The organism is Serratia sp. CY74737, from assembly GCF_052166775.1.
Taxonomy (GTDB): domain Bacteria; phylum Pseudomonadota; class Gammaproteobacteria; order Enterobacterales; family Enterobacteriaceae; genus Serratia; species Serratia ureilytica.
On sequence record NZ_JBJNOF010000012.1, the window covers coordinates 60,789 to 84,184 of the forward strand.

General features: G+C 59.7%; 21 protein-coding genes and 1 tRNA gene. 11 read left to right on the forward strand and 11 right to left on the reverse strand.

The genetic code is table 11. From position 1 onward, the window contains the following. The first annotated feature begins 13 nt into the window (after positions 1 to 13). The 5 genes from dsbC (at position 14) to ACJ8PE_RS16770 (ending at position 5,485) form a co-directional block, all read left to right on the forward strand. Complete coding sequence (gene dsbC / locus ACJ8PE_RS16750) at positions 14 to 730, forward strand: bifunctional protein-disulfide isomerase/oxidoreductase DsbC (protein WP_033644784.1); 717 nt, start codon at positions 14 to 16, stop codon at positions 728 to 730. Between the two features lie 6 nt (positions 731 to 736). Then, positions 737 to 2,470, forward strand: coding sequence for a single-stranded-DNA-specific exonuclease RecJ (recJ, locus tag ACJ8PE_RS16755; protein WP_197793088.1), 1,734 nt, complete (start codon positions 737 to 739; stop codon positions 2,468 to 2,470). A 168-nt stretch (positions 2,471 to 2,638) separates the two neighbouring features. Next, positions 2,639 to 3,737, forward strand: a protein-coding gene (gene prfB / locus ACJ8PE_RS16760) for a peptide chain release factor 2 (RefSeq protein ID WP_099783420.1) whose coding sequence is annotated in 2 segments (ribosomal slippage) — positions 2,639 to 2,713 and positions 2,715 to 3,737 — 1,098 coding nt in all. Because the reading frame shifts where the segments join, the coding sequence is not laid out codon by codon here. 9 nt (positions 3,738 to 3,746) lie between these two features. Beyond that, positions 3,747 to 5,264 (forward strand): lysine--tRNA ligase, encoded by a 1,518-nt coding sequence (gene lysS, locus ACJ8PE_RS16765; protein WP_004931697.1) that lies wholly within the window; start codon positions 3,747 to 3,749, stop codon positions 5,262 to 5,264. Between the two features lie 147 nt (positions 5,265 to 5,411). Further along, positions 5,412 to 5,485, forward strand: a tRNA-Gly gene (locus tag ACJ8PE_RS16770). Positions 5,486 to 5,603: 118 nt separating this feature from the next. Here ACJ8PE_RS16770 and ACJ8PE_RS16775 read toward each other — a convergent pair. Then, positions 5,604 to 6,443 carry a helix-turn-helix domain-containing protein gene (locus ACJ8PE_RS16775; RefSeq protein ID WP_197793087.1) on the reverse strand — a complete coding sequence of 280 codons (840 nt, stop codon included), beginning with the start codon at positions 6,441 to 6,443 and terminating at the stop codon, positions 5,604 to 5,606. A gap of 247 nt (positions 6,444 to 6,690) precedes the next feature. On the opposite strand from ACJ8PE_RS16775, the gene ACJ8PE_RS16780 reads away from it, so the two are divergent. Then, positions 6,691 to 7,080, forward strand: a complete 390-nt coding sequence (locus tag ACJ8PE_RS16780; RefSeq protein ID WP_164107275.1) for a DUF3224 domain-containing protein — start codon at positions 6,691 to 6,693, stop codon at positions 7,078 to 7,080. Positions 7,081 to 7,180: 100 nt separating this feature from the next. Here the strand turns inward: ACJ8PE_RS16780 and ACJ8PE_RS16785 are convergent, their stop codons facing one another. The 6 genes from ACJ8PE_RS16785 to ACJ8PE_RS16810 all read right to left on the reverse strand — a co-directional run bounded on the left by ACJ8PE_RS16785 (position 7,181) and on the right by ACJ8PE_RS16810 (position 12,987). Then, positions 7,181 to 9,178, reverse strand: coding sequence for a BCCT family transporter (locus tag ACJ8PE_RS16785; protein ID WP_033644786.1), 1,998 nt, complete (start codon positions 9,176 to 9,178; stop codon positions 7,181 to 7,183). 164 nt (positions 9,179 to 9,342) lie between these two features. Continuing rightward, on the reverse strand, positions 9,343 to 9,690 hold the full coding sequence (locus ACJ8PE_RS16790) for a hypothetical protein (RefSeq protein ID WP_232099405.1): 348 nt from the start codon (positions 9,688 to 9,690) through the stop codon (positions 9,343 to 9,345). A 149-nt stretch (positions 9,691 to 9,839) separates the two neighbouring features. After that, a complete protein-coding gene (locus ACJ8PE_RS16795) occupies positions 9,840 to 11,072 on the reverse strand; it encodes a cysteine desulfurase-like protein (RefSeq protein WP_089192220.1) in 1,233 nt (410 codons plus the stop codon). After that, positions 11,069 to 11,683 carry a 2OG-Fe dioxygenase family protein gene (locus ACJ8PE_RS16800; RefSeq protein ID WP_223524591.1) on the reverse strand — a complete coding sequence of 205 codons (615 nt, stop codon included), beginning with the start codon at positions 11,681 to 11,683 and terminating at the stop codon, positions 11,069 to 11,071. Before ACJ8PE_RS16800 ends, ACJ8PE_RS16795 begins: the two co-directional genes overlap by 4 nt. A 259-nt stretch (positions 11,684 to 11,942) precedes the next feature. Next, complete coding sequence (locus tag ACJ8PE_RS16805; RefSeq protein ID WP_033644790.1) at positions 11,943 to 12,281, reverse strand: hypothetical protein; 339 nt, start codon at positions 12,279 to 12,281, stop codon at positions 11,943 to 11,945. 136 nt (positions 12,282 to 12,417) lie between these two features. After that, on the reverse strand, positions 12,418 to 12,987 hold the full coding sequence (locus ACJ8PE_RS16810; protein ID WP_033644791.1) for an HdeD family acid-resistance protein: 570 nt from the start codon (positions 12,985 to 12,987) through the stop codon (positions 12,418 to 12,420). A gap of 149 nt (positions 12,988 to 13,136) precedes the next feature. On the opposite strand from ACJ8PE_RS16810, the gene actS reads away from it, so the two are divergent. After that, positions 13,137 to 13,892 (forward strand): amidase activator ActS, encoded by a 756-nt coding sequence (gene actS, locus ACJ8PE_RS16815; RefSeq protein WP_033644792.1) that lies wholly within the window; start codon positions 13,137 to 13,139, stop codon positions 13,890 to 13,892. A gap of 34 nt (positions 13,893 to 13,926) precedes the next feature. On the opposite strand, the gene ACJ8PE_RS16820 is transcribed toward actS, so the two are convergent. Continuing rightward, a complete protein-coding gene (locus tag ACJ8PE_RS16820) occupies positions 13,927 to 14,784 on the reverse strand; it encodes an AraC family transcriptional regulator (protein ID WP_033652160.1) in 858 nt (285 codons plus the stop codon). A gap of 181 nt (positions 14,785 to 14,965) precedes the next feature. Between ACJ8PE_RS16820 and ACJ8PE_RS16825 the strand changes: the two genes are divergently transcribed. Then, positions 14,966 to 16,735, forward strand: a complete 1,770-nt coding sequence (locus ACJ8PE_RS16825) for an ABCB family ABC transporter ATP-binding protein/permease (protein ID WP_197760495.1) — start codon at positions 14,966 to 14,968, stop codon at positions 16,733 to 16,735. A 9-nt stretch (positions 16,736 to 16,744) separates the two neighbouring features. On the opposite strand, the gene betI is transcribed toward ACJ8PE_RS16825, so the two are convergent. Beyond that, positions 16,745 to 17,341 carry a transcriptional regulator BetI gene (gene betI, locus ACJ8PE_RS16830; protein ID WP_197760464.1) on the reverse strand — a complete coding sequence of 199 codons (597 nt, stop codon included), beginning with the start codon at positions 17,339 to 17,341 and terminating at the stop codon, positions 16,745 to 16,747. Positions 17,342 to 17,499: 158 nt separating this feature from the next. Here betI and ACJ8PE_RS16835 point away from each other — a divergent pair, with 158 nt between their 5' ends. Continuing rightward, positions 17,500 to 19,044 (forward strand): BCCT family transporter, encoded by a 1,545-nt coding sequence (locus ACJ8PE_RS16835; RefSeq protein WP_197793085.1) that lies wholly within the window; start codon positions 17,500 to 17,502, stop codon positions 19,042 to 19,044. 6 nt (positions 19,045 to 19,050) lie between these two features. Here ACJ8PE_RS16835 and ACJ8PE_RS16840 read toward each other — a convergent pair whose 3' ends face one another. Further along, a complete protein-coding gene (locus ACJ8PE_RS16840) occupies positions 19,051 to 19,482 on the reverse strand; it encodes a VOC family protein (RefSeq protein ID WP_197793084.1) in 432 nt (143 codons plus the stop codon). A gap of 654 nt (positions 19,483 to 20,136) precedes the next feature. Here ACJ8PE_RS16840 and ACJ8PE_RS16845 point away from each other — a divergent pair. Then, positions 20,137 to 21,402, forward strand: a complete 1,266-nt coding sequence (locus tag ACJ8PE_RS16845; RefSeq protein ID WP_232094967.1) for an MFS transporter — start codon at positions 20,137 to 20,139, stop codon at positions 21,400 to 21,402. Between the two features lie 36 nt (positions 21,403 to 21,438). Next, positions 21,439 to 22,248, forward strand: a complete 810-nt coding sequence (locus tag ACJ8PE_RS16850) for a MoaF C-terminal domain-containing protein (protein ID WP_197760462.1) — start codon at positions 21,439 to 21,441, stop codon at positions 22,246 to 22,248. Position 22,249: 1 nt separating this feature from the next. Here the strand turns inward: ACJ8PE_RS16850 and lldD are convergent, their stop codons facing one another. After that, positions 22,250 to 23,389, reverse strand: coding sequence for an FMN-dependent L-lactate dehydrogenase LldD (lldD, locus tag ACJ8PE_RS16855; protein WP_033632193.1), 1,140 nt, complete (start codon positions 23,387 to 23,389; stop codon positions 22,250 to 22,252). Positions 23,390 to 23,396: the final 7 nt, after the last annotated feature.

Below are 23,396 nucleotides of genomic sequence, written 5' to 3' on the forward strand. Positions count from 1 at the left end.
AAGGATTGGAACAATGAAAAAAGGTTTAATGCTGCTCTCTCTGCTGGTGGCTTCGGTGGCCGGCGCCGCCCATGCCGATGACGCGGCGATCAAAAAAGCGCTCGCCAGCCTGGGCATTCAGCAGGCGGACGTGCAGCCTTCGCCGGTCAACGGCCTGAAAACCGTGCTGACCGACAGCGGCGTGCTGTACGCCTCCGAAGACGGCAAGCACATCCTGCAGGGCCCGCTGTTCGACGTCAGCGGCAAAGAGCCGGTCAACGTGACCAACCAACTGCTGAGCACCAAGATGGACGCGCTGAAAGATCAGATGATCGTTTACAAAGCGCCGAAAGAGAAACACGTGATCACCGTGTTCACCGATATCACCTGCGGTTACTGTCACAAACTGCATCAGCAGATGAAAGAGTACAACGATCTGGGCATTACCGTGCGTTACCTGGCGTTCCCGCGCCAGGGGCTGGCTTCCCAGGCTGAAAAAGACATGCAGTCGATCTGGTGCACCGCCGACAAGGCCAAGGCGTTCGACGCCGCCATGAAGGGCGACGCCGTTTCTCCGGCGACCTGCAAAACCGACATCAGCAAGCATTACGAGCTGGGCGTGCAGTTCGGCATTCAGGGCACGCCGGCCATCATCCTGGAAAACGGCATGATGATCCCGGGCTATCAGGGGCCGAAAGAGATGGCCGCCATGCTGGACGCGCATCAGGCCGCCACCAAAGCCGGTGGTTAATCGCCGGTGAGTATCAAAACGCAACTACGCCGCCGCCCGGCGGCGGACGACACGCATCTGCCTGCCAGTTTGCCGCCGCTTCTGCGCCGGCTTTACGCCCTGCGCGGCGTGCAGGCTGAGCAAGAGCTGGAGCGCGGCGTCAAGGGCATGCTGCCCTGGCAACAGCTGGACGGCATCGACGACGCCGTCCAGCTGTTGCAGCAAGCGCTGGCCGACGGTCGCCGCATCATGGTGGTGGGCGATTTCGACGCCGATGGTGCCACCAGCACCGCGCTGACGGTGCTGGCGCTGCGCAGCATGGGCGGCGCAGCCGTCGACTATCTGGTGCCTAACCGTTTCGAAGACGGTTACGGCCTGAGCCCCGAAGTGGTGGAGCAGGCGGCGGCGCGCGGCGCAGAACTCATTGTTACCGTCGATAACGGCATCTCCTCCCACGCCGGCGTCGACGTGGCGCACGCCAAAGGCATGCAGGTGCTGGTGACCGATCACCACCTGCCGGGCGAGACCCTGCCGGCGGCTGAAGCGATCGTTAACCCCAACCTGCGTGGCTGCGGCTTCCCGTCCAAATCGCTGGCGGGGGTAGGCGTGGCGTTCTACCTGATGCTGGCGCTGCGCGCCCGGCTGCGGGACAGCGGCTGGTTCGAGCAGCGCGCGCTGGCGATGCCGAATCTGGCGGAACTGCTGGATCTGGTGGCGCTCGGCACCGTGGCCGACGTGGTGCCGCTGGACGCCAACAACCGCATTCTGGTGTATCAGGGATTAAACCGCATCCGCGCCGGCAAATGCCGACCGGGCATCCGCGCGCTGCTCGAAGTGGCCAACCGCGACGCCCGCCAACTGGCGGCCAACGATCTTGGTTTCGCCCTCGGCCCGCGGCTCAACGCCGCCGGCAGGCTGGACGACATGTCGATCGGCGTGGCGCTGCTGTTGAGCGACGACATCGCGCAGGCGCGCATGCTGGCCAACGATCTCGATGCGCTGAACCAGACGCGACGCGAGATAGAGCAGGGCATGCAGGTGGAAGCCCTGCAGCTGTGCGATCAGCTGGAGCGCACCAGCACCGAGCTGCCTTACGGGCTGGCGATGTATCACCCGGAATGGCATCAGGGCGTGGTGGGCATCCTCGCTTCGCGCATCAAAGAGCGTTTCCACCGTCCGGTGATCGCTTTCGCGCCGGCGGGCGACGGCATCCTGAAAGGCTCCGGCCGTTCGGTGCCCGGCTTGCACATGCGCGACGCGCTGGAGCGGCTGGATATGCTGAACCCCGGGCTGATGATGAAGTTCGGCGGCCACGCGATGGCGGCCGGGCTGTCGCTGGAAGAGGCCAAATTCGACGAGTTCCGCCAGCGTTTCGGCGAGCTGGTGGGCGAATGGCTCGATCCGGCGATGTTGGAAGGGGTGATCTGGTCCGACGGCGAACTGGCGATGCAGGAGCTGTCTCTGACGACGGCGGAGCTGCTGCGCGAGGGCGGCCCGTGGGGCCAGGCGTTCCCGGAACCGACCTTCGACGGCAAGTTCCGTATCCTGCAGCAGCGGTTGGTGGGTGAGAAACACCTGAAGCTGATGGTGGAACCGCTTGGCGGCGGCCCGCTGCTCGACGGTATCGCGTTCAACGTGGACACCACGCTGTGGCCGGACAGCAGCGTGCGCGAAGTGGAACTGGCCTACAAACTCGACGTCAACGAGTTTCGCGGCAACCGCAACGTGCAACTGCTGATCCAACACCTTTGGCCGCGCTGAAGTGAAATTGAACACAACTCGGGGATTGGGCTCTCCAATCCCCGGCATCCTTCCCGATCGCCACAAAAACTGACCAACTCGCTATAAACTGCCGCCCGGATCCGTTAGAATTAGCGGTTCCAATGGCATTCCGCCATCGACGACATCAACGTAAAAGAACGCAAAACCATGTTTGAAATTAACCCGGTAAAAAACCGAATTCAGGACCTGTCCGAGCGGACTGCGGTTCTTAGGGGGTATCTTTGACTATGATGCCAAGAAGGAACGCCTAGAAGAAGTCAACGCCGAGCTGGAGCAGCCGGACGTTTGGAACGAGCCGGAGCGCGCACAGGCGCTCGGCAAAGAGCGCGCCGCGCTGGAAGCCATCGTTGAAACCATCGATCACCTGCAGCAGGGCAGCGAAGACGTCAGCGGTCTGCTGGAGCTGGCGGTGGAAGCCGACGATGAAGAGACCTTCAACGAAGCGGTCGCCGAACTCGATCAACTGATCGCCAAGCTCGAGCAGCTGGAATTCCGCCGCATGTTCTCCGGCGAATACGACAGCGCCGACTGCTATCTGGACATTCAGGCCGGCTCCGGCGGTACCGAAGCGCAAGACTGGGCTAGCATGCTGCTGCGCATGTACCTGCGCTGGGCTGAAGCCAAGGGCTTCAAGACCGAAGTGATCGAAGAGTCCGACGGCGACGTTGCGGGCCTGAAATCGGCCACCATCAAGATCATCGGCGACTACGCGTTCGGCTGGTTGCGCACTGAAACCGGCGTTCACCGCCTGGTGCGCAAGAGCCCGTTCGACTCCGGCGGCCGTCGCCACACCTCGTTCAGTTCGGTGTTCATCTACCCGGAAGTGGACGACGATATCGACATCGATATCAACCCGGCGGATCTGCGCATCGACGTGTACCGCGCCTCCGGTGCGGGCGGTCAGCACGTCAACAAAACCGAATCCGCCGTACGTATTACTCACCTGCCAACCAACATCGTGGTGCAGTGCCAGAACGATCGTTCTCAGCATAAGAACAAGGATCAAGCGTTTAAACAGCTGCGAGCCAAGCTGTACGAGTTTGAGATGCAAAAGAAAAATGCTGATAAACAGGCGATGGAAGACAACAAGTCCGACATCGGCTGGGGCAGCCAAATCCGTTCTTACGTGCTGGATGACTCCCGCATCAAGGATTTGCGCACCAACGTCGAAACGCGTAACACGCAGGCCGTACTGGATGGCGACCTGGATAAATTCATTGAGGCAAGTTTGAAAGCCGGGTTATGAGGAATAGAAATGTCTGAACAACAAGTACAGGGCGCCGATCAGGCGCTGGATCTCAATAACGAGCTGCAGTCCCGCCGCGAGAAACTGGCCGGCCTGCGTGAGAACGGCATTGCGTTCCCGAACGACTTCCGTCGCGACTCCACCTCCGACAAGCTGCACGCCGCGTACGGCGATAAAGACAACGAAGAGCTGGAAGCGCTGGGCGTAGAAGTGACCGTCGCCGGCCGCATGATGACCCGCCGCATTATGGGCAAGGCATCTTTCGTTACGCTGCAGGACGTGGGCGGCCGCATTCAGCTGTACGTCGCGCGCGACGATCTGGCTGAAGGCGTATACAACGAGCAGTTCAAGAAGTGGGACCTGGGCGATATCCTCGGCGCGCGCGGCAAGCTGTTCAAAACCAAGACCGGCGAACTGTCGATCCATTGCACCGAACTGCGTCTGCTGACCAAAGCGCTGCGTCCGCTGCCGGACAAATTCCACGGCCTGGCGGATCAGGAAACCCGTTACCGCCAGCGTTACCTGGATCTGATCGCCAACGAAGAATCGCGCAACACCTTCAAGGTGCGTTCTCAGGTGATGTCGGCTATCCGTAACTTCATGGTGGAACGCGGCTTCATGGAAGTCGAAACCCCGATGATGCAGGTGATCCCGGGCGGCGCGTCGGCGCGTCCGTTCATCACCCACCACAACGCGCTGGATATCGACATGTACCTGCGCATCGCGCCGGAACTGTATCTGAAGCGTCTGGTGGTCGGCGGCTTTGAGCGCGTGTTCGAAATCAACCGCAACTTCCGCAACGAAGGCGTTTCTCCGCGTCACAACCCAGAGTTCACCATGATGGAACTCTACATGGCTTACGCGGATTACAAAGATCTGATCGAGCTGACCGAGACGCTGTTCCGCACCCTGACCGAGAAAGTGCTGGGCACCTCTCAGGTGCAGTACGGCGACGAAGTGTTCGACTTCGGCAAGCCGTTCGAGAAGCTGACCATGACCGAGGCGATCAAGAAATACCGTCCGGAAACCGATCTGGCTGACCTGGCCGACATGGGCAAAGCGGTGGCCATCGCGGAATCCATCGGCATCAAGGTTGAGAAGAGCTGGGGCCTGGGCCGCGTTGTGACCGAGATCTTCGAAGAAGTGGCGGAAAGCCATCTGATTCAGCCGACCTTCATCACCGAGTACCCGGCTGAAGTGTCGCCGCTGGCGCGCCGCAACGACGTGAACCCGGAAATCACCGACCGCTTCGAGTTCTTCATCGGCGGCCGTGAAATCGGCAACGGCTTCTCCGAACTGAACGACGCCGAAGACCAGGCGCAGCGCTTTGCCGATCAGGTGAACGCCAAAGACGCCGGCGACGACGAAGCGATGTTCTACGACGAAGACTACGTCACCGCGCTGGAGCACGGCCTGCCGCCGACCGCCGGTCTGGGCATCGGCATCGACCGTATGGTGATGCTGTTCACCAACAGCCACACCATCCGCGACGTGATTCTGTTCCCGGCGATGCGCCCGCAGAAATAATCGCGTTTAGCGTGAAACCACCGGTGCAGGCAACTGCGCCGGTTTTTTTTCGCCCACCGGACTTAACCGCTTAAAACATCGACAGTTACGCGCCATCTCCGCTTGCCCGCCGCCGATAACCGGTTATAATGCCTGTCGCACACCGATGCGGGTGTAGTTCAATGGTAGAACGGCAGCTTCCCAAGCTGCATACGAGGGTTCGATTCCCTTCACCCGCTCCAAGCCGGTTTACTCCTTCGTCTTACACGTTCACAGCACGCGCTATTTCCCGTTTCAGCCTCTGGCACTCATCTCGCCGAAGTCATTCTGACATTGCGCCTTGTCTCTCAATAAAGCAGGTCAGCGTTTGGCAAAGGCCGCCTGTATGCCGTTATTCTCCGCGTGCAGGGACCTGACATACTCGCTGGGCGACTGGCCCACCAGAGCGCGAAAATCGCGAGCGAAATGGGCCTGATCAAAATAGCCCAATTCCAGCGCCAGCCTGCTCCAATCGCGAGGCGTGTGAGCCTGCAGTTGCGCGATGGCTTCATGCAGACGATAGCGTTGGATCACCCATTTGGGGCCGACGCCTACGTATTTATGAAATAGCCTCTGTAGCGCGCGTTTGTCTATCGCCGCAGTGCCCAGCAATTGGTTTACCGACGTTATGCCAAGGTTGCCGGCGATAGCGGCCACGAGCCTGTTCGCTCGCGCGACGTTAGGATCGGGTTGGGGCCGCTGCGCCAGCAGGAAAGCCTCCGCCACGAGCGTCATCGCACTCGTCGTAGCGCACGTGGCGATACGCTTCGCCAGCGACTGGCAATCAGCGCCAAACACGGTCTGCGCAGGCATCGAGCGGTTCGCGAGCGTCGATATGGGCGCTTGCAGAAAGGGATGGAAGCCGCCCGGCTTAAACTTGATGCCGAAGGCGAAGCCTCGCCCTTCAAGGAGCCGCTCGAAGCGATCGGTGTGAACACCGTAAACGTATGATTCATTCCGTTCGATCACCAGATGCACGTTGGGGTGGGGCAGCGTCGCTTGCCGCTGAGGCGGTAACTCCCGCAGATCCCAGCGCACACACCAGTAGTGCTCGACCAGATCGGCCAACGCAGCTGATGGCGAGTGGCGCTCGTGTATAAACTGACTTTGCGTCGGCTGCGGATGCAGCACTCCGCGCGGTTTGGCATTCCCGGCCGTCATCTTGAGCTACCGTCATGCGGGGCGACTTGTCGCGTTTTTGCAATCATCTACCTGGTCGCTCCTGATACATTCACATATGTCTTCGCGCCGCGTTATGCGCCGCGATAGCTGCTGGAAGATAATGACGATTTTATAACTCGACAGATTGATCTGTATGGGCGCGTTTAATCTTTGCCGCGGCCATTGCCAGGAACGCAGCGCGCACCGATGCGTCTGTGTCATCAACCTTAACAAAGGGGTTTGTAAAATGCATGCGACAGGAACATTCGACATCAAATTGACGCCGCAAACCGCAACGGCCGAAATTGAGACGGCCAAGCTCAGTCGGATGACGATTGATAAGCAATTTCATGGTGACCTGACTGCGGCCAGCCTCGGAGAAATGCTGGCTGTACGCATGGATGCGCATGGCTCCGCCGGTTATGTGGCAATGGAGCGCGTAACGGGGACCTTGCATGGCCACAAGGGCAGCTTCGTGTTACAGCACAGCGGCACCATGAACCGTGGGGTTTCGTCGCTGCAGTTGACGGTCGTCCCCGATTCCGGGACGGGTGAGCTGACGCAATTGAGTGGATCGATGACGATCGAGATCGACCAAGGCACGCACCGCTACACGATGGATTATGTCCTTCCCTAGGGGGAATAAACGAGGTGAACGGCGACCCAAACTTGTGTCAGCGCCGTGGTGAAGAAAGCAGGGCAAAAAAATGCCGCCCCTGGGGACGGCATGTCGGCATTCAGCGCACCAGATGCAAGAAATGCAGATGCTTTTCGTACTGGTCGAGAATATCGTTTATCAACTGCTCCTGATTCCAGCCCATGACATCGTAGTTCTGGCCGCCTTCTTTCAGGTAGATCTCCGCGCGATAATATTTGTGCTGCTCGGCTTGCTGTTCATCATTATCCAGCCCGGCCAGGGCGAAGGTCGGCGAGCTGTAGCCGCGCAGTCTGACTTCATAGATAAAGTTAAGCTCATCGCCTAAATCAACCTCGAAACGAATGCGATCTTCCGCGCCGGTGTTGATACTGCTGAGCGTGCCTTGTTTACTCAGCTCCTCCTGCACCAGCGTCATGGCCGACTGGATGACTTCGTCCATAAAGCGCTTAACCAGCGAGCGCTTTGGCAGATAAGCGATATTACGCAGCCTGCGCTGCCAGGGGATAGGATTGCGGGCGGCGGTAGGGGCGATGGTGGCCATATTCTGGCTGTCGCGCTTGGTCAGATCGCGACGCAGCGCCTTAAGCAAACCGTAAATGGATATCAGCAAGATGGCCGAGAAAGGCAGCGCGCTGGCGATGGTGACGGTTTGCAACGCGCTGAGCCCCCCGGCGATCAGCAAGGCGATGGCGACGATGCCCATCAGCGACGCCCAGAAAATGCGTTGCCATACCGGCGTGTTGCTGGAGCCGCCCGAAGCCAGGGTATCCACGACCATGGCGCCGGAGTCGGCGGACGTGACAAAAAAGACGATAACCATCGCCATGGCGATAAACGAAAGCACGCTGGAGAATGGGAAATGCTCCAGGAAGTTAAACAACGCCAAGGCCACGTCTTGTTGTACCGTAGCGGCGAGATCTGTCGCGCCCTTTTCCATGATGAGGTAAATGGCGCTGTTGCCGAACACGGTCATCCACATGAGGGTGAAGCCGGCCGGGACGAACAGCACGCCCGTGACAAATTCGCGGATGGTTCGGCCGCGGGAAACCCGTGCGATGAACATCCCGACGAAAGGCGACCAGGAGAGCCACCACCCCCAGTAGAGCAGCGTCCATCCGCCTAGCCAGTTGCTGGATTTGGGTTCATAGGCATACAGGTTGAAGGTTTTGCTGACCAGCTCGGACAGATAGCCGCCGGTATTTTCCACAAAAGATTTCAACAGCAAAACGGTTGGCCCCAACAGCAAGACCAAGGCCAGGAGCAACAGCGCCAGGCTGAGGTTCAGCTCCGACAGAAAGCGTATGCCCTTCTCCAGCCCGGAAACCACGGAAATGGTGGCCAGCCCGGTAATCACCACGATTAATATCACCTGAACGGTTTCGTTGATTGGCACGCCAAACAGGTGGTTAAGCCCGGCGTTGACCTGCAATACGCCATAACCCAGCGAGGTCGCGACCCCGAATACGGTGCCGATGACGGCGAAGATATCGACGGCGTGGCCGATAGGGCCATAAATGCGATCGCCGATGATCGGATAAAGCGCGGAGCGCAGGGTCAACGGCAGGCCATGCCGATAGCTGAAGAAGGCCAGAATCAACGCCACGATGGCGTAGATCGCCCAGGCATGCAGCCCCCAGTGGAAAAAGGTCAGGCGCATGGCCTGTTTGGCCGCCTCGATGCTCTCGGGCGTGCCGACCGGCGGCGAGAGATAGTGCATAACCGGTTCCGCCACGCCGAAGAACATCAGACCGATGCCCATCCCCGCCGAAAACAGCATGGCAAACCAGGAGTGGTAGCGAAAATCGGGTTGCGCATGATCGGGGCCAAGTTTGATGTCGCCGTAACGAGAAAGCCCCAGAAACGTCACGCTGAGCAATATGAGCGCCACGGCCAAAATATAAAACCAGCTGGCGTTGGTGAAGATTTGTTGCTGCAGAAGCTTGAAGTTTTTGTCAGCGACGTCGGGGAAAAAGGCGGCGAAGGCGACCAGAAGAAAAATGAGGACTGCAGAGGTGAAGAATACCGCTTTGTTGATATGGCTTTGCGGCTTATTTAAGGAGGTGTCTTTCTCACTCATAAATTGATTTATTCCATTTGTTTGATTATCGCCCTGAATGGAGGAAAGGTGGTGACTGTAATATCGTAGCAAAATAGTCGGGCTGGCGCAGGAGGCCGGCGCCGCTCTATAGAGCGGAATTACCGCTGTCTTTACGCGGTAATTCCGAATAATTCACGTTGCCGTTAGTTAAATAAAAAGGCCAATAACCCCGTCACCTTATTCTTATTTTCCCATCCCTCCAATTTCATGCAGGCATTAACGTGTTCTTTTCTGCGCATTTCATTACGGTCCGAAGGAAAAACGACGCCGTGAGTATTGGGGATATCCGCACCGTTGATATTCATGGAGGAGAATACAGGCGAGCGGGTGTCTAAAGACTGGCTCACGGGATAGCGTTGTTCGGCTTCTTGTCGGCAGCTTGCTCTGGCGGCTTTAAGGGGTGTCGGAGCCGCCGTTTGCGCTTCCCACTTTTCCGGCGTGGCGCAGGAAGACATCATCAACGCGGCGGTGATAACGGCATATTTTCTCAACGTTAAAATCCCTTTTCAAAAAAATCCCGCCTATTCTACCCACCCCCTCAAACAGGGGGAGCGTTATTCACGTTTAACGCCTCCGGCGACACGCACGGCTATTTATGCGGTGTGGCCCGCCGGAAAACCGGGCGGGCCGTTATGGCGCATTAACCGAGGATCTCCTTGGCGAGTATTTCAAACAGCGTATCGATCTCATCAAGGGTGTTGTAGTGCATCATGCCGATGCGCAGCACGCCGCCGTCCTGCAGCCCCAGTTGCTGAATCAGGCCCAGCGCATAGAAATGTCCGCTGCCGGCGCAGATGTTGTGGTGCCCCAGCCGTCGGGCGATCGCGTCGGGCGCCTGGCCGCTGAAGGTCAGGGCGAAGGTCGGCGTGCGGCGTGCGCTGTCCGCCTGCGGATTGCCGTAGAGCCGCACGCCGTCGAGTTGCTGCAGCCGTTGCAAAAAGTGGCGGCACAGCGCCTCTTCATGCCGGTGGTAGGCGGCGAAGCTCTCCTGCAAGCGCTGCCTTAACGGCGCGCCGGGCGTGCCCCACTGCGCCAAATACTCGATAGCGGCCGCGACGCCGGCCAGCGCTTCGAAGCTCTGCGTGCCGGTCTCGAAACGGCCGGGGCCGACGTCGGTGGCCGGCTCGACTTTGTACGGCCGCAGGCGCTGCAGCCACTGCGGCGCGATGTAGGCCATGCCGACGTGCGGGCCAAAGAATTTGTAGGCGGAGCACACCAGGAAGTCACATCCCAACGCCTGCACGTCGATCAGGTTATGCGGCGCGTAATGAACGGCGTCGACATACACCTGCGCGCCCACCCGATGTGCGGCTTCAACGATGGTTTTGATATCGACGATGCTGCCGGTGACGTTGGACGCGTAGCTGACCGCCACCAGACGCGTGTTGGCGTTGATGCGCGCGCACACTTTTGCCGCGTCGAGAGAACAATCGGCGCTCTCCAGCGCTATCTGGTGCACCACGGCGCCTTTGTCGGCGGCGGCCTGCTGCCAGCTGGAGACGTTGGCGTAGTGATCCAGCGCGGTGACGATGACCTCATCGCCGTCCCGCCAATCGCGACTGATGATGCGGCTGAGATGAAAGGTCAGCGTGGTCATGTTCATGCCGAAGACGATGTTGTCGGGCGACGGCGCATTTAACAAGGCGCGCACCGATTCGCGCGCCTGACTCATCACCTCGCCGGTAACCCGGCTGGAGAAGTAGTGCCCGCCCAGGTTGGCGTTGTACTTCCCCAGGTAGTCGGTCATTTTTTCCAGCACGCCCCGGGAAACTTGCGCACCGCCGGGGCCGTCGAAAAAGATCGCCGGTTTGCCGTCGATCTGCCGGGACAGGGCGCTGAACTGGCGTCGGGCGAGCTCGGGGGTAAAGGTCATGCTTTCTCTCCCCGAGCGGTGAGGACGAAGAGATCCAGATAGCCTTCTTCATTCGGGCTTACGGTATTGATCGGCGTGGCGTTGTGCCACAGTTTACTGTCCGCCAACAGCACGGCTTCACCGTCGGCCAGCGCTTTTTTGAAGAAAGGATCGTGGCGGCTGTCGTCGTACAGCATGATTTCGCCGCCGACGATATTGTGGCGATGAATGGCAATCATCGCGATATGGTCGAAACCGTCCTGGTGAATGCCTTCCGGCGCCACCAGCGTATCTTTTTGGATGGCGACCACGCGCATCTGGTGGATCTCTATCTCGGCGCCTTCCGGCAGTTCGTTATTTTCGGCAAACAGGTTGCACATCTCCGCCATGCCGGCGCTCTGCAGCACGGCGCTGTCGATAGGCTCGAAGCGGCGCACCACGTTGCCCTGGAAATGGTTGATCTGATCCGACTGCATGAAGGTGCGCGGCCCTACTTCGGCGATGTTGGGGTTGAGGTATTTCACGACGGAATAACGGCGCAGGCGATATTTGCCGTCGGCATGTTGCGTGTGGGGCAAGGAAGAAAATGAGGGCATCAGCTCTTGGGTGGCTTGCGGGCTTAGTACAGTCATACTTATTACGTTTTCGTGTTTCTGTAACATAATCACCTCTAATAATAATAATTTCTGATGTTGTAGGGGGTAATTCGATTGAATTGTAGACGACTCTATAACCAACGCAATGTGGGGTTGGCGAGGTGTGATGGCGGTCGTAAAGTGGGGAGAGCGCAAAAAGATAACGTGGCGAAAAGTCGGCTGGTGCGGCGGTGAAACGGCGCGGCATCTTGCCCGCACCGGCAGGTATCAAGCGATGGGCGCGCGGCCCTCGTGTTCAGAATGTCTCGAAATAAAGCTCGCGCAACAGCCAGGAGATTTCGTTATTGGTGCGGTTCAGGACGTCTATTCTGTGAACCCCTATCGCTTCTGCGCGCAGGTCGAGCAGCAGGTTGCGAATCTGCCGGAATAATGGGGTTTGCGGGTTGGGTTTGGCCAACTGCTGTCCACACAGTTTGATACCGGCGTCGCAGCCGGTGGCGATGTCCGTCAGGCAGCACGGGCAAGCGGTTTTTTGGCGCGCCATATTGCGGCATTGTTGCCCGATTACCTGGTTGAAGTGGCGTAATTGCAGGCAGACTTCCCGCGAGTTCAACGGTTTGGAATGGGTTGTCATCGGTTTCAGCTCCCTTGTCTTCGCCTATATTGGCACTTACCGATGAAGATAACCACGGACAAGCTGAGGGGGTATCGCCTTGTTTTGTTTGCAAATGGGGAGGGGATGGCGGCCCGCCGTCGGCGGGCCGTTACGATCAGGCGCGTTTAAACAGATTCGCCGCCTGGAACAGGGCAAAGGAACTGACCAGCATCTCGATGCCGACGATCGCCGTCACCAGCGTCACCGATGCCGCAGGGCCTGAGCCGATCAGCATCCAGGCGATGATCAAATCGAGCACGCCGATGACGAACTGCAGCCAGTTGCCCGGCAGGCCTCGGCGCATATAGCCTGCCGCCAGGCGCGCGATGCCGCCGAGCGCAAACAGCACGGCGAGGTAGACCGCCAGCGCCAGAATGCCCGCCAGCGGGCTGGTGATGAACACATAGCCGATAATCAGGTAGGCCACGCCCAGCAGAATGCCGCCGATCATCGGCCAGGTATTCTGCGCCCGGTTGGCTATCATGGCGATAATCAGCCCGGCGCCGCTCAACAGCAGCAGAATGCCCACTACGATGCTCAGCGCTGCGCCGGAGGCGAAAGGATTCACCAGGCACAGTATGCCGCCCGCCAGCAGCAGGAAGGCGATGATCAGCAGGGTGGTGCGTTGCTTTTTGAGCAGCTCTTCGCTCAGGAGGGGCAGATTATTGCGGTCGAGGTTCAACATGACAGTACTCCATTTCGTCGTTGGGTAATTAATCAGTCATCCTTACCTGTTTAGCATAGACCGTCTGGGGGTTTTTGACTGACCCGGCGCAAATGTTACACTGTGCGGCTGACGCGTATCAGAACCGAAAAGACGATTGGGGACAGGATTTGAGCACAGGAAGCAAGCTGGCAAGGTGGCGCCGCATCGCGGTGTGTCTGACATTGGGGCTGCTGTTGGCTGGGTGTTCGGGTAAAAACACCTACAACCGCGACTACGACAAACTGCCGAAGGGCAGCTACACCGGCAAGTCCTACACCGTCAAACGGGGCGATACGCTGTACTACATCGCCTGGATCACCGACAGCGAAGTCGGCGATCTGGCCAGAATCAACAAGATACGCCCGCCCTATAATCTGGAAGTGGGGCAAAAACTGCGGCTGAGCGGCGGCGCGCCGACCAAAACCGCCGCTACGCGCCGTAAAACATCCTCGTCTTCCGCCGCGATCGCCAAGCAAACGCCGCCGCCGGGCGCCGCACGTTGCTGGCGCTGGCCGACCAGCGGCCGGATCGTGCAGGCGTACTCCAATGCCGATGGCGGCAACAAGGGCATCGACATCGCCGGTAAACGCGGCCAGCCGATCTATGCTTCCGCCAAGGGCAAAGTGGTGTACGTCGGCAACCAATTGCGCGGCTACGGCAACCTGATCATGATTAAGCACGGCGAAGACTTTATTACCGCCTATGCGCACAACGACACCACGCTGGTGCGCAACGGCCAGGATGTGAAAGCGGGGCAGAAGATCGGCACCATGGGCAGCACCGGCACCGATTCGGTGTTCCTGCATTTCCAGATCCGCTACCGCGCCACCGCGCTCGATCCGCAGCGCTATCTGCCGCCGCAGGGATCGTCGCCGTCCTGTTAACGTCAATCCGGCTCCTTGCGGGGCCGGATGTCAGCTATTTCAGCGGCAGATAAAGATCGGTCACCAATTCATATTCCGCTACCTCGTGCACGAAGTTGTGGTAGTGGAAATAGAGCGGAAAGTCGCGCAGCTCCTCGCCGCTGGCCGGCAACCACTCGCTGTAGAGATAGCGGGCGCTTTCCGAGAGCCCATCCAGCGATCCGAGATGGCGCAGCACCGCGCAGCGTCCGGCCGGCAGCATGCTGTTCACCACGCCGAAGGCGTTGTCCTCCGGGATCGGCGCCGTGACTTCCCCGCAGAGGTAGAAGCGGAAGTCCTGTGCTTCGGTGGTGGCCGGATCGTGCGGCGCGATGCCGTACGTGCGGCTGCTTCTGACCGGCGACAGGCCGCTGGTTTTACGCCACTCGATAAAGCGCGCGGCGGTTTCATTGACCAGCGCGGACGGGCCGCGATGTTCGAGCATCGCCACCGGCGTGGCCGGGCAGTCGACAATGTCTACCTTCATGGGGTGTTTCCTTCTGTGTTTCGGTTCGGGAAAGCGCTGCTGCCAATCGATCCAGGCCGGCTGTTTGCGAAACTGGCTCGGCGTTTGGCTGAACGCCTGTTTGAAGGCGCGGCTGAAGGACTCCGGGTTTTGAAAGCCGGCGTCCAGCGCGATGTCAATCACCGGCTCCAGCGGGTTATACGCCAGGCGATAAGAGGCGCGTTTAAGCCTCATCCACTGGATATAACGCCACACCGAGATGCCGCAATACGCGCTAAACTGGCGTTGAAAGTGGAAGCGCGAAAAATGGGCCACTTCGCTCAGCTTGTCGACGGTAAGCGCCTCGTCCAGGTGGCGGTCGATATAGTCAAAGACCTGCGCAAAGCGCTTTGCATACGTCTGGGTCATGTGATTGTCTCCTCCATGCCTGAACTTTGCCCGAGTCGCCGCCGCTTCTCCTGACGGATGATGCTGAGTTGCCATCGTAGGAAAACGGAATGGCTGCGGCGTTCGCCGCCGGCCAGGCCAAACTCATAACCCCCGCGCGGCCATGCGCCGCGAGCCCGACCGAGAAGATGAATATTACATGATGGATCGTTCCCGCTTGCTGAAATTCCTGCTGCCCTATCTGTGGCCGAAAGACAACCCGCGGCTGCGGGGGTATTTGGTGGTGGCCTTCGTGTTCATGGTGGCGGCCAAGGTCAGCACCACGCTGGTGCCGCTGGCCTACAAAGCGATGGTCGATGCGCTGAGCGGCGAGACGGCGAAAATGCTGGCGGTGCCGCTGGGGCTGATCGTCGCCTACGGCGTGGCGCGGGTGGGCGGCGCGCTGTTTGAGGAACTGCGCAACGTGATGTTTATCCACGTCAGCCAGAACGCCACGCGCCTGTTGGGCGTGCGGGTGTTTCGCCAGCTGCATGCGCTGAGCCTGCGCTTCCATCTGGAGCGCCAGACCGGCGGGCTGTCGTTGTCTATCGAGCGCGGCACCCAGGCGGTGTCCACGGTGCTGTCGCGATTGTTGTTCTCCATCGTGCCGATCCTGTTCGAGCTGACGCTGGTCACGGCGATCATGTGGCATATGCTGAATGGCTGGTTCGCGTTGGCGATCCTGACCACGGTCGGCTGCTACATCCTGTTCACCGTGCTGGCGGTGAGCTGGCGCACCCGCTTTCGCCGCGAGCTCAACAAGGCCAACGCCGACGCCAACAGCAAATCCATCGACAGCCTGCTGAACTATGAGACCGTGAAGTACTTCGGCAATGAAGCGTTCGAGGCTGAGCGCTTCGATCTGTCGCGCCGGCTGTACGAATACGCCGCCATCAAGAACCAATTCAGTTTTACCGCGATCAACCTGGGGCAAACCGCCATTATCTCGATCGGGCTGATCGTCATGATGGCCATGGCGGCGCAGGGCATTACGCAGGGGACGATGACGGTCGGCGACTTCGTGCTGGTCAACGCCTACCTGCTGCAGCTGTACCAGCCGCTGAACTTCTTCGGCTTTATCTACTCGGAGGTGCGCCAGGCGCTGATCGACATGGAGAACATGTTCGATCTGCTGCAGGAAAAGCGTGAGATCGTCGATAGCCCGGATGCGCAGCCGCTGCGCCTCGAGCGCGGCGAAGTGCGGTTCGACGCGGTCAGCTTCGGTTACGACACGCGTCGGCCGATCCTCAAGCAGGTGAGCTTTACCATTCCGGCGGGCCACACGGTGGCGGTGGTCGGCGCCTCCGGCGCGGGCAAGTCCACGCTGTCGCGCCTGCTGTTTCGCTTTTACGACGTGCAGGGCGGCGCCATTACCCTCGACGGCCAGGACATTCGCCAACTGACCCAGGCCAGTCTGCGGCAGGCGATCGGCATCGTGCCGCAGGATACGGTGCTGTTCAACGATACGCTGCGCTACAACATCGGCTATGGCAAAACCGGCTCCAGCGATGAAGAAATCGAGCGTGCGGCGCGGCTGGCGCATATCCATGATTTTATCGTCGGTCTGCCCGACGGTTACGACACCCGGGTGGGCGAGCGCGGGCTGAAGCTGTCGGGCGGTGAAAAGCAGCGGGTGGCGATTGCGCGCACCATTCTGAAAAATCCGGCCATCCTGGTGTTCGACGAGGCGACCAGCGCGCTGGATACCCAGACCGAGCGCGAAATCCAGGGGCACCTGAGCGAGGTGAGCCGCAACCACACCACGCTGGTGATCGCCCATCGGCTCTCCACCGTGGTGGACGCCGATGAGATCATCGTGCTGGAGGCGGGGGAGATCGTCGAGCGCGGGGGGCATGAGGCGCTGTTGGCGGCGAACGGCCGCTACGCCGCCATGTGGCAAACCCAGTACAGCGAAGAGCAGGAACCGCGCTGACGCTGCCGTTCACACCATCGATGACGCGGCCTTGAGCCGTTGTATCACGTAGTCGCAGGCGATGCGGTAATCCTGCTGAAGATCGGTGTCATCCCCGGCCAGGCTGCCGCGCAGCCAGAGCCCATCGATCATCGCCGCCAGCCCGCGCGCCGCGTCGCGCGCCTGCTGCAGCGGCAGCTCGCGGCGGAACTGGCTGCATATATTGGAATAGAGCCGCCGATCGTTGGCGCGCTGCAGGCGGCGCAGCACCGGCTGGTGCATGCTGGCGGCCCAGAAGTCGAGCCAGGCGCGCATGGAAATGGCGTTGGTTTGACTGGGGTGGAAGTTGCCCTGAATGATGGCGCACAGCTGCGACTGGCTGTCGCTCGCCGCCTGAGCGCGGCACTCGGCCACCGCGTCGCGCAGATCGCGCAGGATCTTGCGCATGGTCGCGCTCAACAATCCCTCCTTATCGCCAAAATAGTGGCTGACGATGCCGGTCGACAGCCCGGCTTCTTTCGCCACCTGCGACAGGGTGACGCCGGCCAACCCCACCACGCTGATGGTTTCGAAGGCGGCGTTAATCAACTGCTCCTTGCGCTGCTCAGGAATGTCTCTGCGGTACATATTTTCCCCAACTGATAGGCAAATCACACTTTGAATTTGATTGATTGAATGGTCAATCAATACTCTATATGCTGCGAAAATGTCAAATAAATGACGATAAAATGTTAATCAAAGGTTGCATTTAAATCGTCTGTCTTTCGCATCATGGAAGCCTGCCAATGACAATAAAAACTCCTCCATCGCTTGACGAAGAACCTGTCAGATTGAATGTCCCGGTATTTTTCGGCTCAGCCGCGGTGATCTTGCTGCTGGGGGCGCTGATTGTGCTGTTTCCCGCCGCTAGCAAACAGTGGCTGAATGTCGCGCAAAGTTGGGTGGCCGACGTGTTCGGCTGGTATTACATGCTGTTGATGGTCGCCTGTATGGTGTTCGTGTTCTGGCTGGCGCTGTCGCGCTTTGGCCATATTCGCCTCAGCCAGGATGACGAGCCGCCGCAGTTCAGCTATCCCTCCTGGGTGGCGATGCTGTTCTCGTCGGGCATTGGCATTGCGCTGGTGTATTACGGCGCCTATGAGCCGTTGGATCACTTCCTGTCGCCACCGGAAGGCAGCGGCGGCAGCGTACAGGCGGCGCGACAGGCAATGGCGCTGACCTTTTTGCACTGGGGGCTGCACGGCTGGGCGCTGTATGCGCTGATCGCCACCGCGCTGGCCTATTTCGCCTATTGTCGCGGTTTGCCGCTGGCGCTGCGTTCGGCGCTATACCCGATCTTCGGCGAGCGCATCCACGGCGGCGTCGGCCATCTGGTGGACAGCTTCGGCATTCTGGTGACGGTTATCTCGATGGTGACCAACCTGGGGATCGGCGCGCTGTTGGTGAACTCGGGGCTGTTCTACCTGTTCGACATTCCGCAAAGCACCGGCGTGCTGCTGGCGCTGATCGTGGTGATGATGGTGGTGGCCACGCTGGCGGCGGTCACCGGCGTCGAGAAGGGCATTGCCATGCTGTCGAACATCAACGTCGGCTTCCTGTGCCTGCTGTTGCTGTTCGTGTTTCTGGCCGGCCCGACGCTGAACCTGCTCAACGGCATGTTGCAGAACATTGGGGATTATCTGACCTCGCTCGTCAGCCGCAGTTTCGATATGTATCTGTACGGCAAGGCGCGCCAGTGGCAGGGTGCCTGGACGCTGTTCTATTGGGCCTGGTGGGTGGCGTGGGCGCCGTTTGTCGGGCTGTTTATCGCGCGTATTTCCAAAGGCCGTACCATCCGCGAACTGATCTTCGGCGTGTTGTTGATCCCGCTGGGGTTCACGCTGGCGTGGCTGTCGATCTTCGGCAATACCGCCATCAGTCTGGTGCTGGAGGGCGGGCAAGCGATTCTGGGGCAGGTGGCGCAAAGCGATCCGCCGATGGCGGTGTTCAAGCTGTTCGAATACCTGCCCTATACCCAGCTGACCGCCGGCTTTGTGGTGGTGATAAGCTTCGTGCTGTTCCTGACGCCGGTGGACTCCGGCACGCTGATGATAGCGAATCTGTCCTGCCAGGGCGGTTCCGCCCACGATGACGCGCCCGCCTGGCTGCGGGTGTTCTGGGCAGCGGTCACCACGCTGGTGTGCGCCGGGCTGCTGTACGCCGGCAGTTTCAGCGCGATGCAGACTGCCGTGGTGCTGTGCGGTTTGCCTTTCTCGGCGGTGATCGTGCTGTACATGCTCAGCCTGCGCAAGGATCTGCGCGGCTACGCCATGAAGCCGGCGCTCCCCTGAGGCGGCTTATTCGTCCGCGCGCGGCCGGTGATGCACGTATTCGATAATCGTGCCGTCCGGCAGGCGCGCATTGAAACAGGCGCCGGTGGGCACTTCCACCGGGCCAAAGAAGATATCGGCGCCGGCGGCCTGTAGCCGCTGGTGGTAGGGATAAATGTCATCGACCAGCAACGTGCCGACGGTGCTGCGAAAAGGACGCAGGTTTTCTTCCGAGCCTTCCAGGATCAGAAATGGCCCCACCGCCGCCAGCACCAGCCGATGCTCGGGGAAGTCGAAACGCATATCCGCTTTCACGCCGTGCAGCTGCTCGTAAAACGCGATGGCGCGGTCAATCTCGCCTTCGTCGACGTAGACTCGGATCAGCACGCGCGGCTCGCGCAGCGATGAAGAGTCGGCGGCTTTGCGCCAGAAAGCGGCTTTTGTCAGTGCTGTCGTCATGTTCATCTCCTTGCTGGTTACCTGCCGCTTATCATGCCGCCGTTTTTCCATCCGGGGTTGGAACGAGTTGGCATAAGCTAGCCGCGCCGGTAATAACCCGCTCGCAGGACGTTAAAGGGGATTCTGTTTGTGATTCCGGTCACGGCCTGCGCTTTTATTATTATTCAGCATTGATAATCTCATGGCGTGATTATTGATTAACACAATAGAGTTAATCGTTCGCGCCATAACCGCGATAAAGCAAACGGATTCAAATAATAAAGCGGGTGGGGCAATGCGGCCGATGAAAAGGGAAATAGCGTCAATTTATAAGGTGAGGTTAAGTTTTATTTGTTAACCTGTTTATAAATCACGGCATTTTGGCTTTTTCAATAAAAGTAAAAAGTGCTGGGTAATTTTATTTAAATCAGTAAAAACATAATGTTGATTTATTTTCATGTCATTCGCGCTCTGTGAAAAATACCTGATTTGCCACCCCGTCGTCGTTTTCAACGGCCCTTTGACATGCCCGTTACTTGAGATAAGTTTATATCGTTAATATGTTAATGAGTTGTTATCGTGACCGATGGCCAATGTTTCTCTTGGCTGCGCGCTTAACCGACTTATGCCATGGCCGCTCGCCATTCATAAGTTAACTTATGGACTAATGACGCTATGAATAATTCGCCAGGACAGCGCTCGCGATTGAGCGAAGAGAACCGATTGCTGATCATTTTGTTTTTCGTTTTCGGCTGCGTGTTCGTCGATCGTCTGACCATCTCGTTTCTGTTTCCGATGATTGCCGCCGACCTCAAGCTCAGCAACGTGCATCTCGGCACGCTGTCGGCGGTGTTGGCGCTAACCTGGGCGCTGTCCGGCGCCGGGTTGGGGGCGATAGCCGATCGCTTTAATATCCGTAAACCGATGCTGATCTTGTCCATCTTGGTGTTTTCGCTGTTCTCCGCGCTGTCGGGGCTGGTCAGCGGGTTTGCCATGTTATTGATCTTCCGTGCGCTGATGGGGATTGCTGAGGGGCCGGTATTGCCGATCGCGCAATCGTTGATGGTGGAAAGATCGCAGCCGCAGCGCCGCGGTTTCAACATGGGATTAATCCAGGGCGCGGCGCCGGGGCTGTTGGGCGGCATCATCGCGCCGCCGCTGATCATCTATCTGGCGCAGAAGTGGGGATGGAGCATGGCGTTTCACCTGACCGCCGTGCCGGGCATCATTCTGGCGTGGCTGATCTATCGCTATGTGAACGGCAAAAAGGATCCCGCTTTCAGCGCCGTGCCGGCGGCCGGTAAGCCGGCGGGCAAGGCCGCTTACGGCGAGCTGTTCAAAATCAAGAACGTGGCGCTGTGCATTCTGATCTCCTGCGTGTTCGTCACCTGGTTCATGATCATCATTACCTTCACCCCTAACTTTTTGGTGACCGACCGTGGCTTCGGTGAAGGCACGATGGGCGGCATCATGAGCGCCATCGGCGCCGCCTGGGTCTTCTGGGGCGTGGCGGTACCGGCGATCTCCGATCGCCTCGGGCGCAAACCGACGCTGATTTTCTTTTCGCTGCTGGCGGTGTGCTGCCCGCTGTTCCTGAGCTACGTCGCCAATCCGTGGCTGCTGGGCGTGCTGGTTTTCCTGTCTTATACCGGCCTTGGCTGTTTCACGCTGTTTATGGCCACCATCCCGTCGGAAACGGTGTCGCCGGCGCGCATCGCCACCGCGTTGGGGCTGGTGATGGGGATCGGTGAGGTGATTGGCGGCTGCCTGGCGCCGTTTATCGCCGGGCTGATCGCCGATCGCTACGGCCTGGTCAGCGTAATGTGGCTGGCGGCCGCCGGCGCCGTGTGCGCCGGGGTACTGAGTTGTTTTCTCGATGAAACCGCCCCTGCCGTGGTGAACCGCCGAGCGGTGAAGCCGGCGGGCGTCGCCGACGTTTGAGACGAGTTTTATCCCATTCAATCAAGGAGAGCGAAGATGTCAGCAGAATCATCCGTACTGAATCAAAATGCCGAGCCGGACTGGAAGAATTACGACGATTTCGCGCGTGGCATCGATACCAACCGGTTGCCGGGTACCCAGGACTGGCGCGGCAAAACGCTGCAGATCGCCTTTGAAGATGGCGGGGACATCACGCTGCGTTTCAGCGCCGACCGGCAACGGGTGCTGTGGGCCTGGGGAGGGGAGAGCGGTGAGGACGCTTACGAAGAGGTGCAAACCTCCGCCGCGCGCTATTTCTTCAATATTCCGCTGCAGTCGCCGGGCAACGAATGCCTGACGCTGGTGCTCAACCGCGGCAGCGGCCGGGCGCTGCTGGTGCGCAGCACGCTGTTGCCCGAACAAACGGTGGAAAAGGGATCCCGCCTCAAGCAAAGCTTCCACGTTGGGCTGATTGCCGGCGTCACGCCGGGCGGCATCGCGCCGCATTTGACCCGCGAGCTGATCGGTTATCGCACGCTGAACGTTTACAGCCCCAACCATTACTATGAGCACTTCTACGTCAACACCGAGCGTTATGCCTGGCAAAACCTGCGCGGCGAGCAGTTCGGGCACGGCGACATGGATTACGCCACTTACTACAAGTTTGAGGACGAGATGTTCCTGTTCACCTTCCGGGAAAAGATTATCCCGGTGTGCTCGGTGTTCTTCTTCGACTTTATCTCCGGGCGCTGCACCGGCACCTTCCTCGGGTTGGACGCCGCCGGCCGGGTTCTGGTGTCACCGGCCGGGGCCTTCATCAGCAAGATGAGCTACAACGCTTATCCGGAGGGCGTGCAGCCGCTGTGAGTCAGGCGTTTCTGACCAGCGATCCGGCGTTGATCTCCGCAATGGTTTTCGCGCCGGTGAGCGTCATGGCGACGCGCATTTCCTTGTCGATCAGATCCAGCAAGTTAGCCACCCCGGCTTCGCCGGCCGCCGCCAGCGCATAGACGAAGGCGCGCCCCAGCAGCACGCTGTCGGCGCCCAGCGCGATCATGCGCACCACGTCCAGGCCGCTGCGGATGCCGGAATCGGCCAGTAAGGTAATGTCGCCTTTCACCGCGTCGGCGATCGCCGGCATGGCGCGCGCGGTCGACAGCACGCCGTCCAGCTGGCGGCCGCCGTGGTTGGAGACGATGATGCCGTCGGCGCCGAAGCGCACCGCATCTTTGGCGTCTTCCGGATCCAGAATGCCTTTGATGATCATCGGGCCGTCCCAGAATTCGCGGATCCACTCCAGATCTTTCCAGGAAATCGACGGATCGAAGTTGGCTCCCAGCCAGCCGATGTAGTCTTCCAGGCTGGTGGGTTTGCCGCGGTAGGCCGAGACGTTGCCCAGATCGTGCGGCTTGCCGAACAGGCCGACATCCCAGGCCCACTGCGGATGGGTAAACGCCTGCAGCACGCGGCGCAGGGCGGCGTTGGGGCCGCTCATCCCCGAATGGGCGTCGCGGTAACGGGCGCCGGGCACCGGCATGTCGACGGTGAATACCAGCGTTTTCACGCCGGCGGCTTTGGCGCGCTCCAGCGCGTTGCGCATAAAGCCGCGGTCTTTCAGCACGTAGAGCTGGAACCACATCGGCCGATCGATCGCCGGCGCCACCTCTTCGATGGGGCAGACCGACACGGTGGACAGCGTGAACGGAATGCCTTTTTTGGCCGCGGCGCGCGCGGCCTGCACTTCGCCGCGGCGGGCGTACATGCCGGTCAGCCCCACCGGCCCCAGCGCCACCGGCATCGCCAACTGCTCGCCGAACAGCGTGGTCTCCAGGCTGAGTTCGGACATATTGCGCAGCACGCGCTGGCGCAAGGCAATATCGGCCAGATCTGCGGTATTGCGCTTCAGCGTATGCTCCGCGTAGGCCCCGCCGTCGATGTAGTGAAACAGAAACGGCGGCAGTTTGGCCTGGGCGGCGGCCCGGTAGTCGGTTGACGCGGAGATGATCATAGTGTTT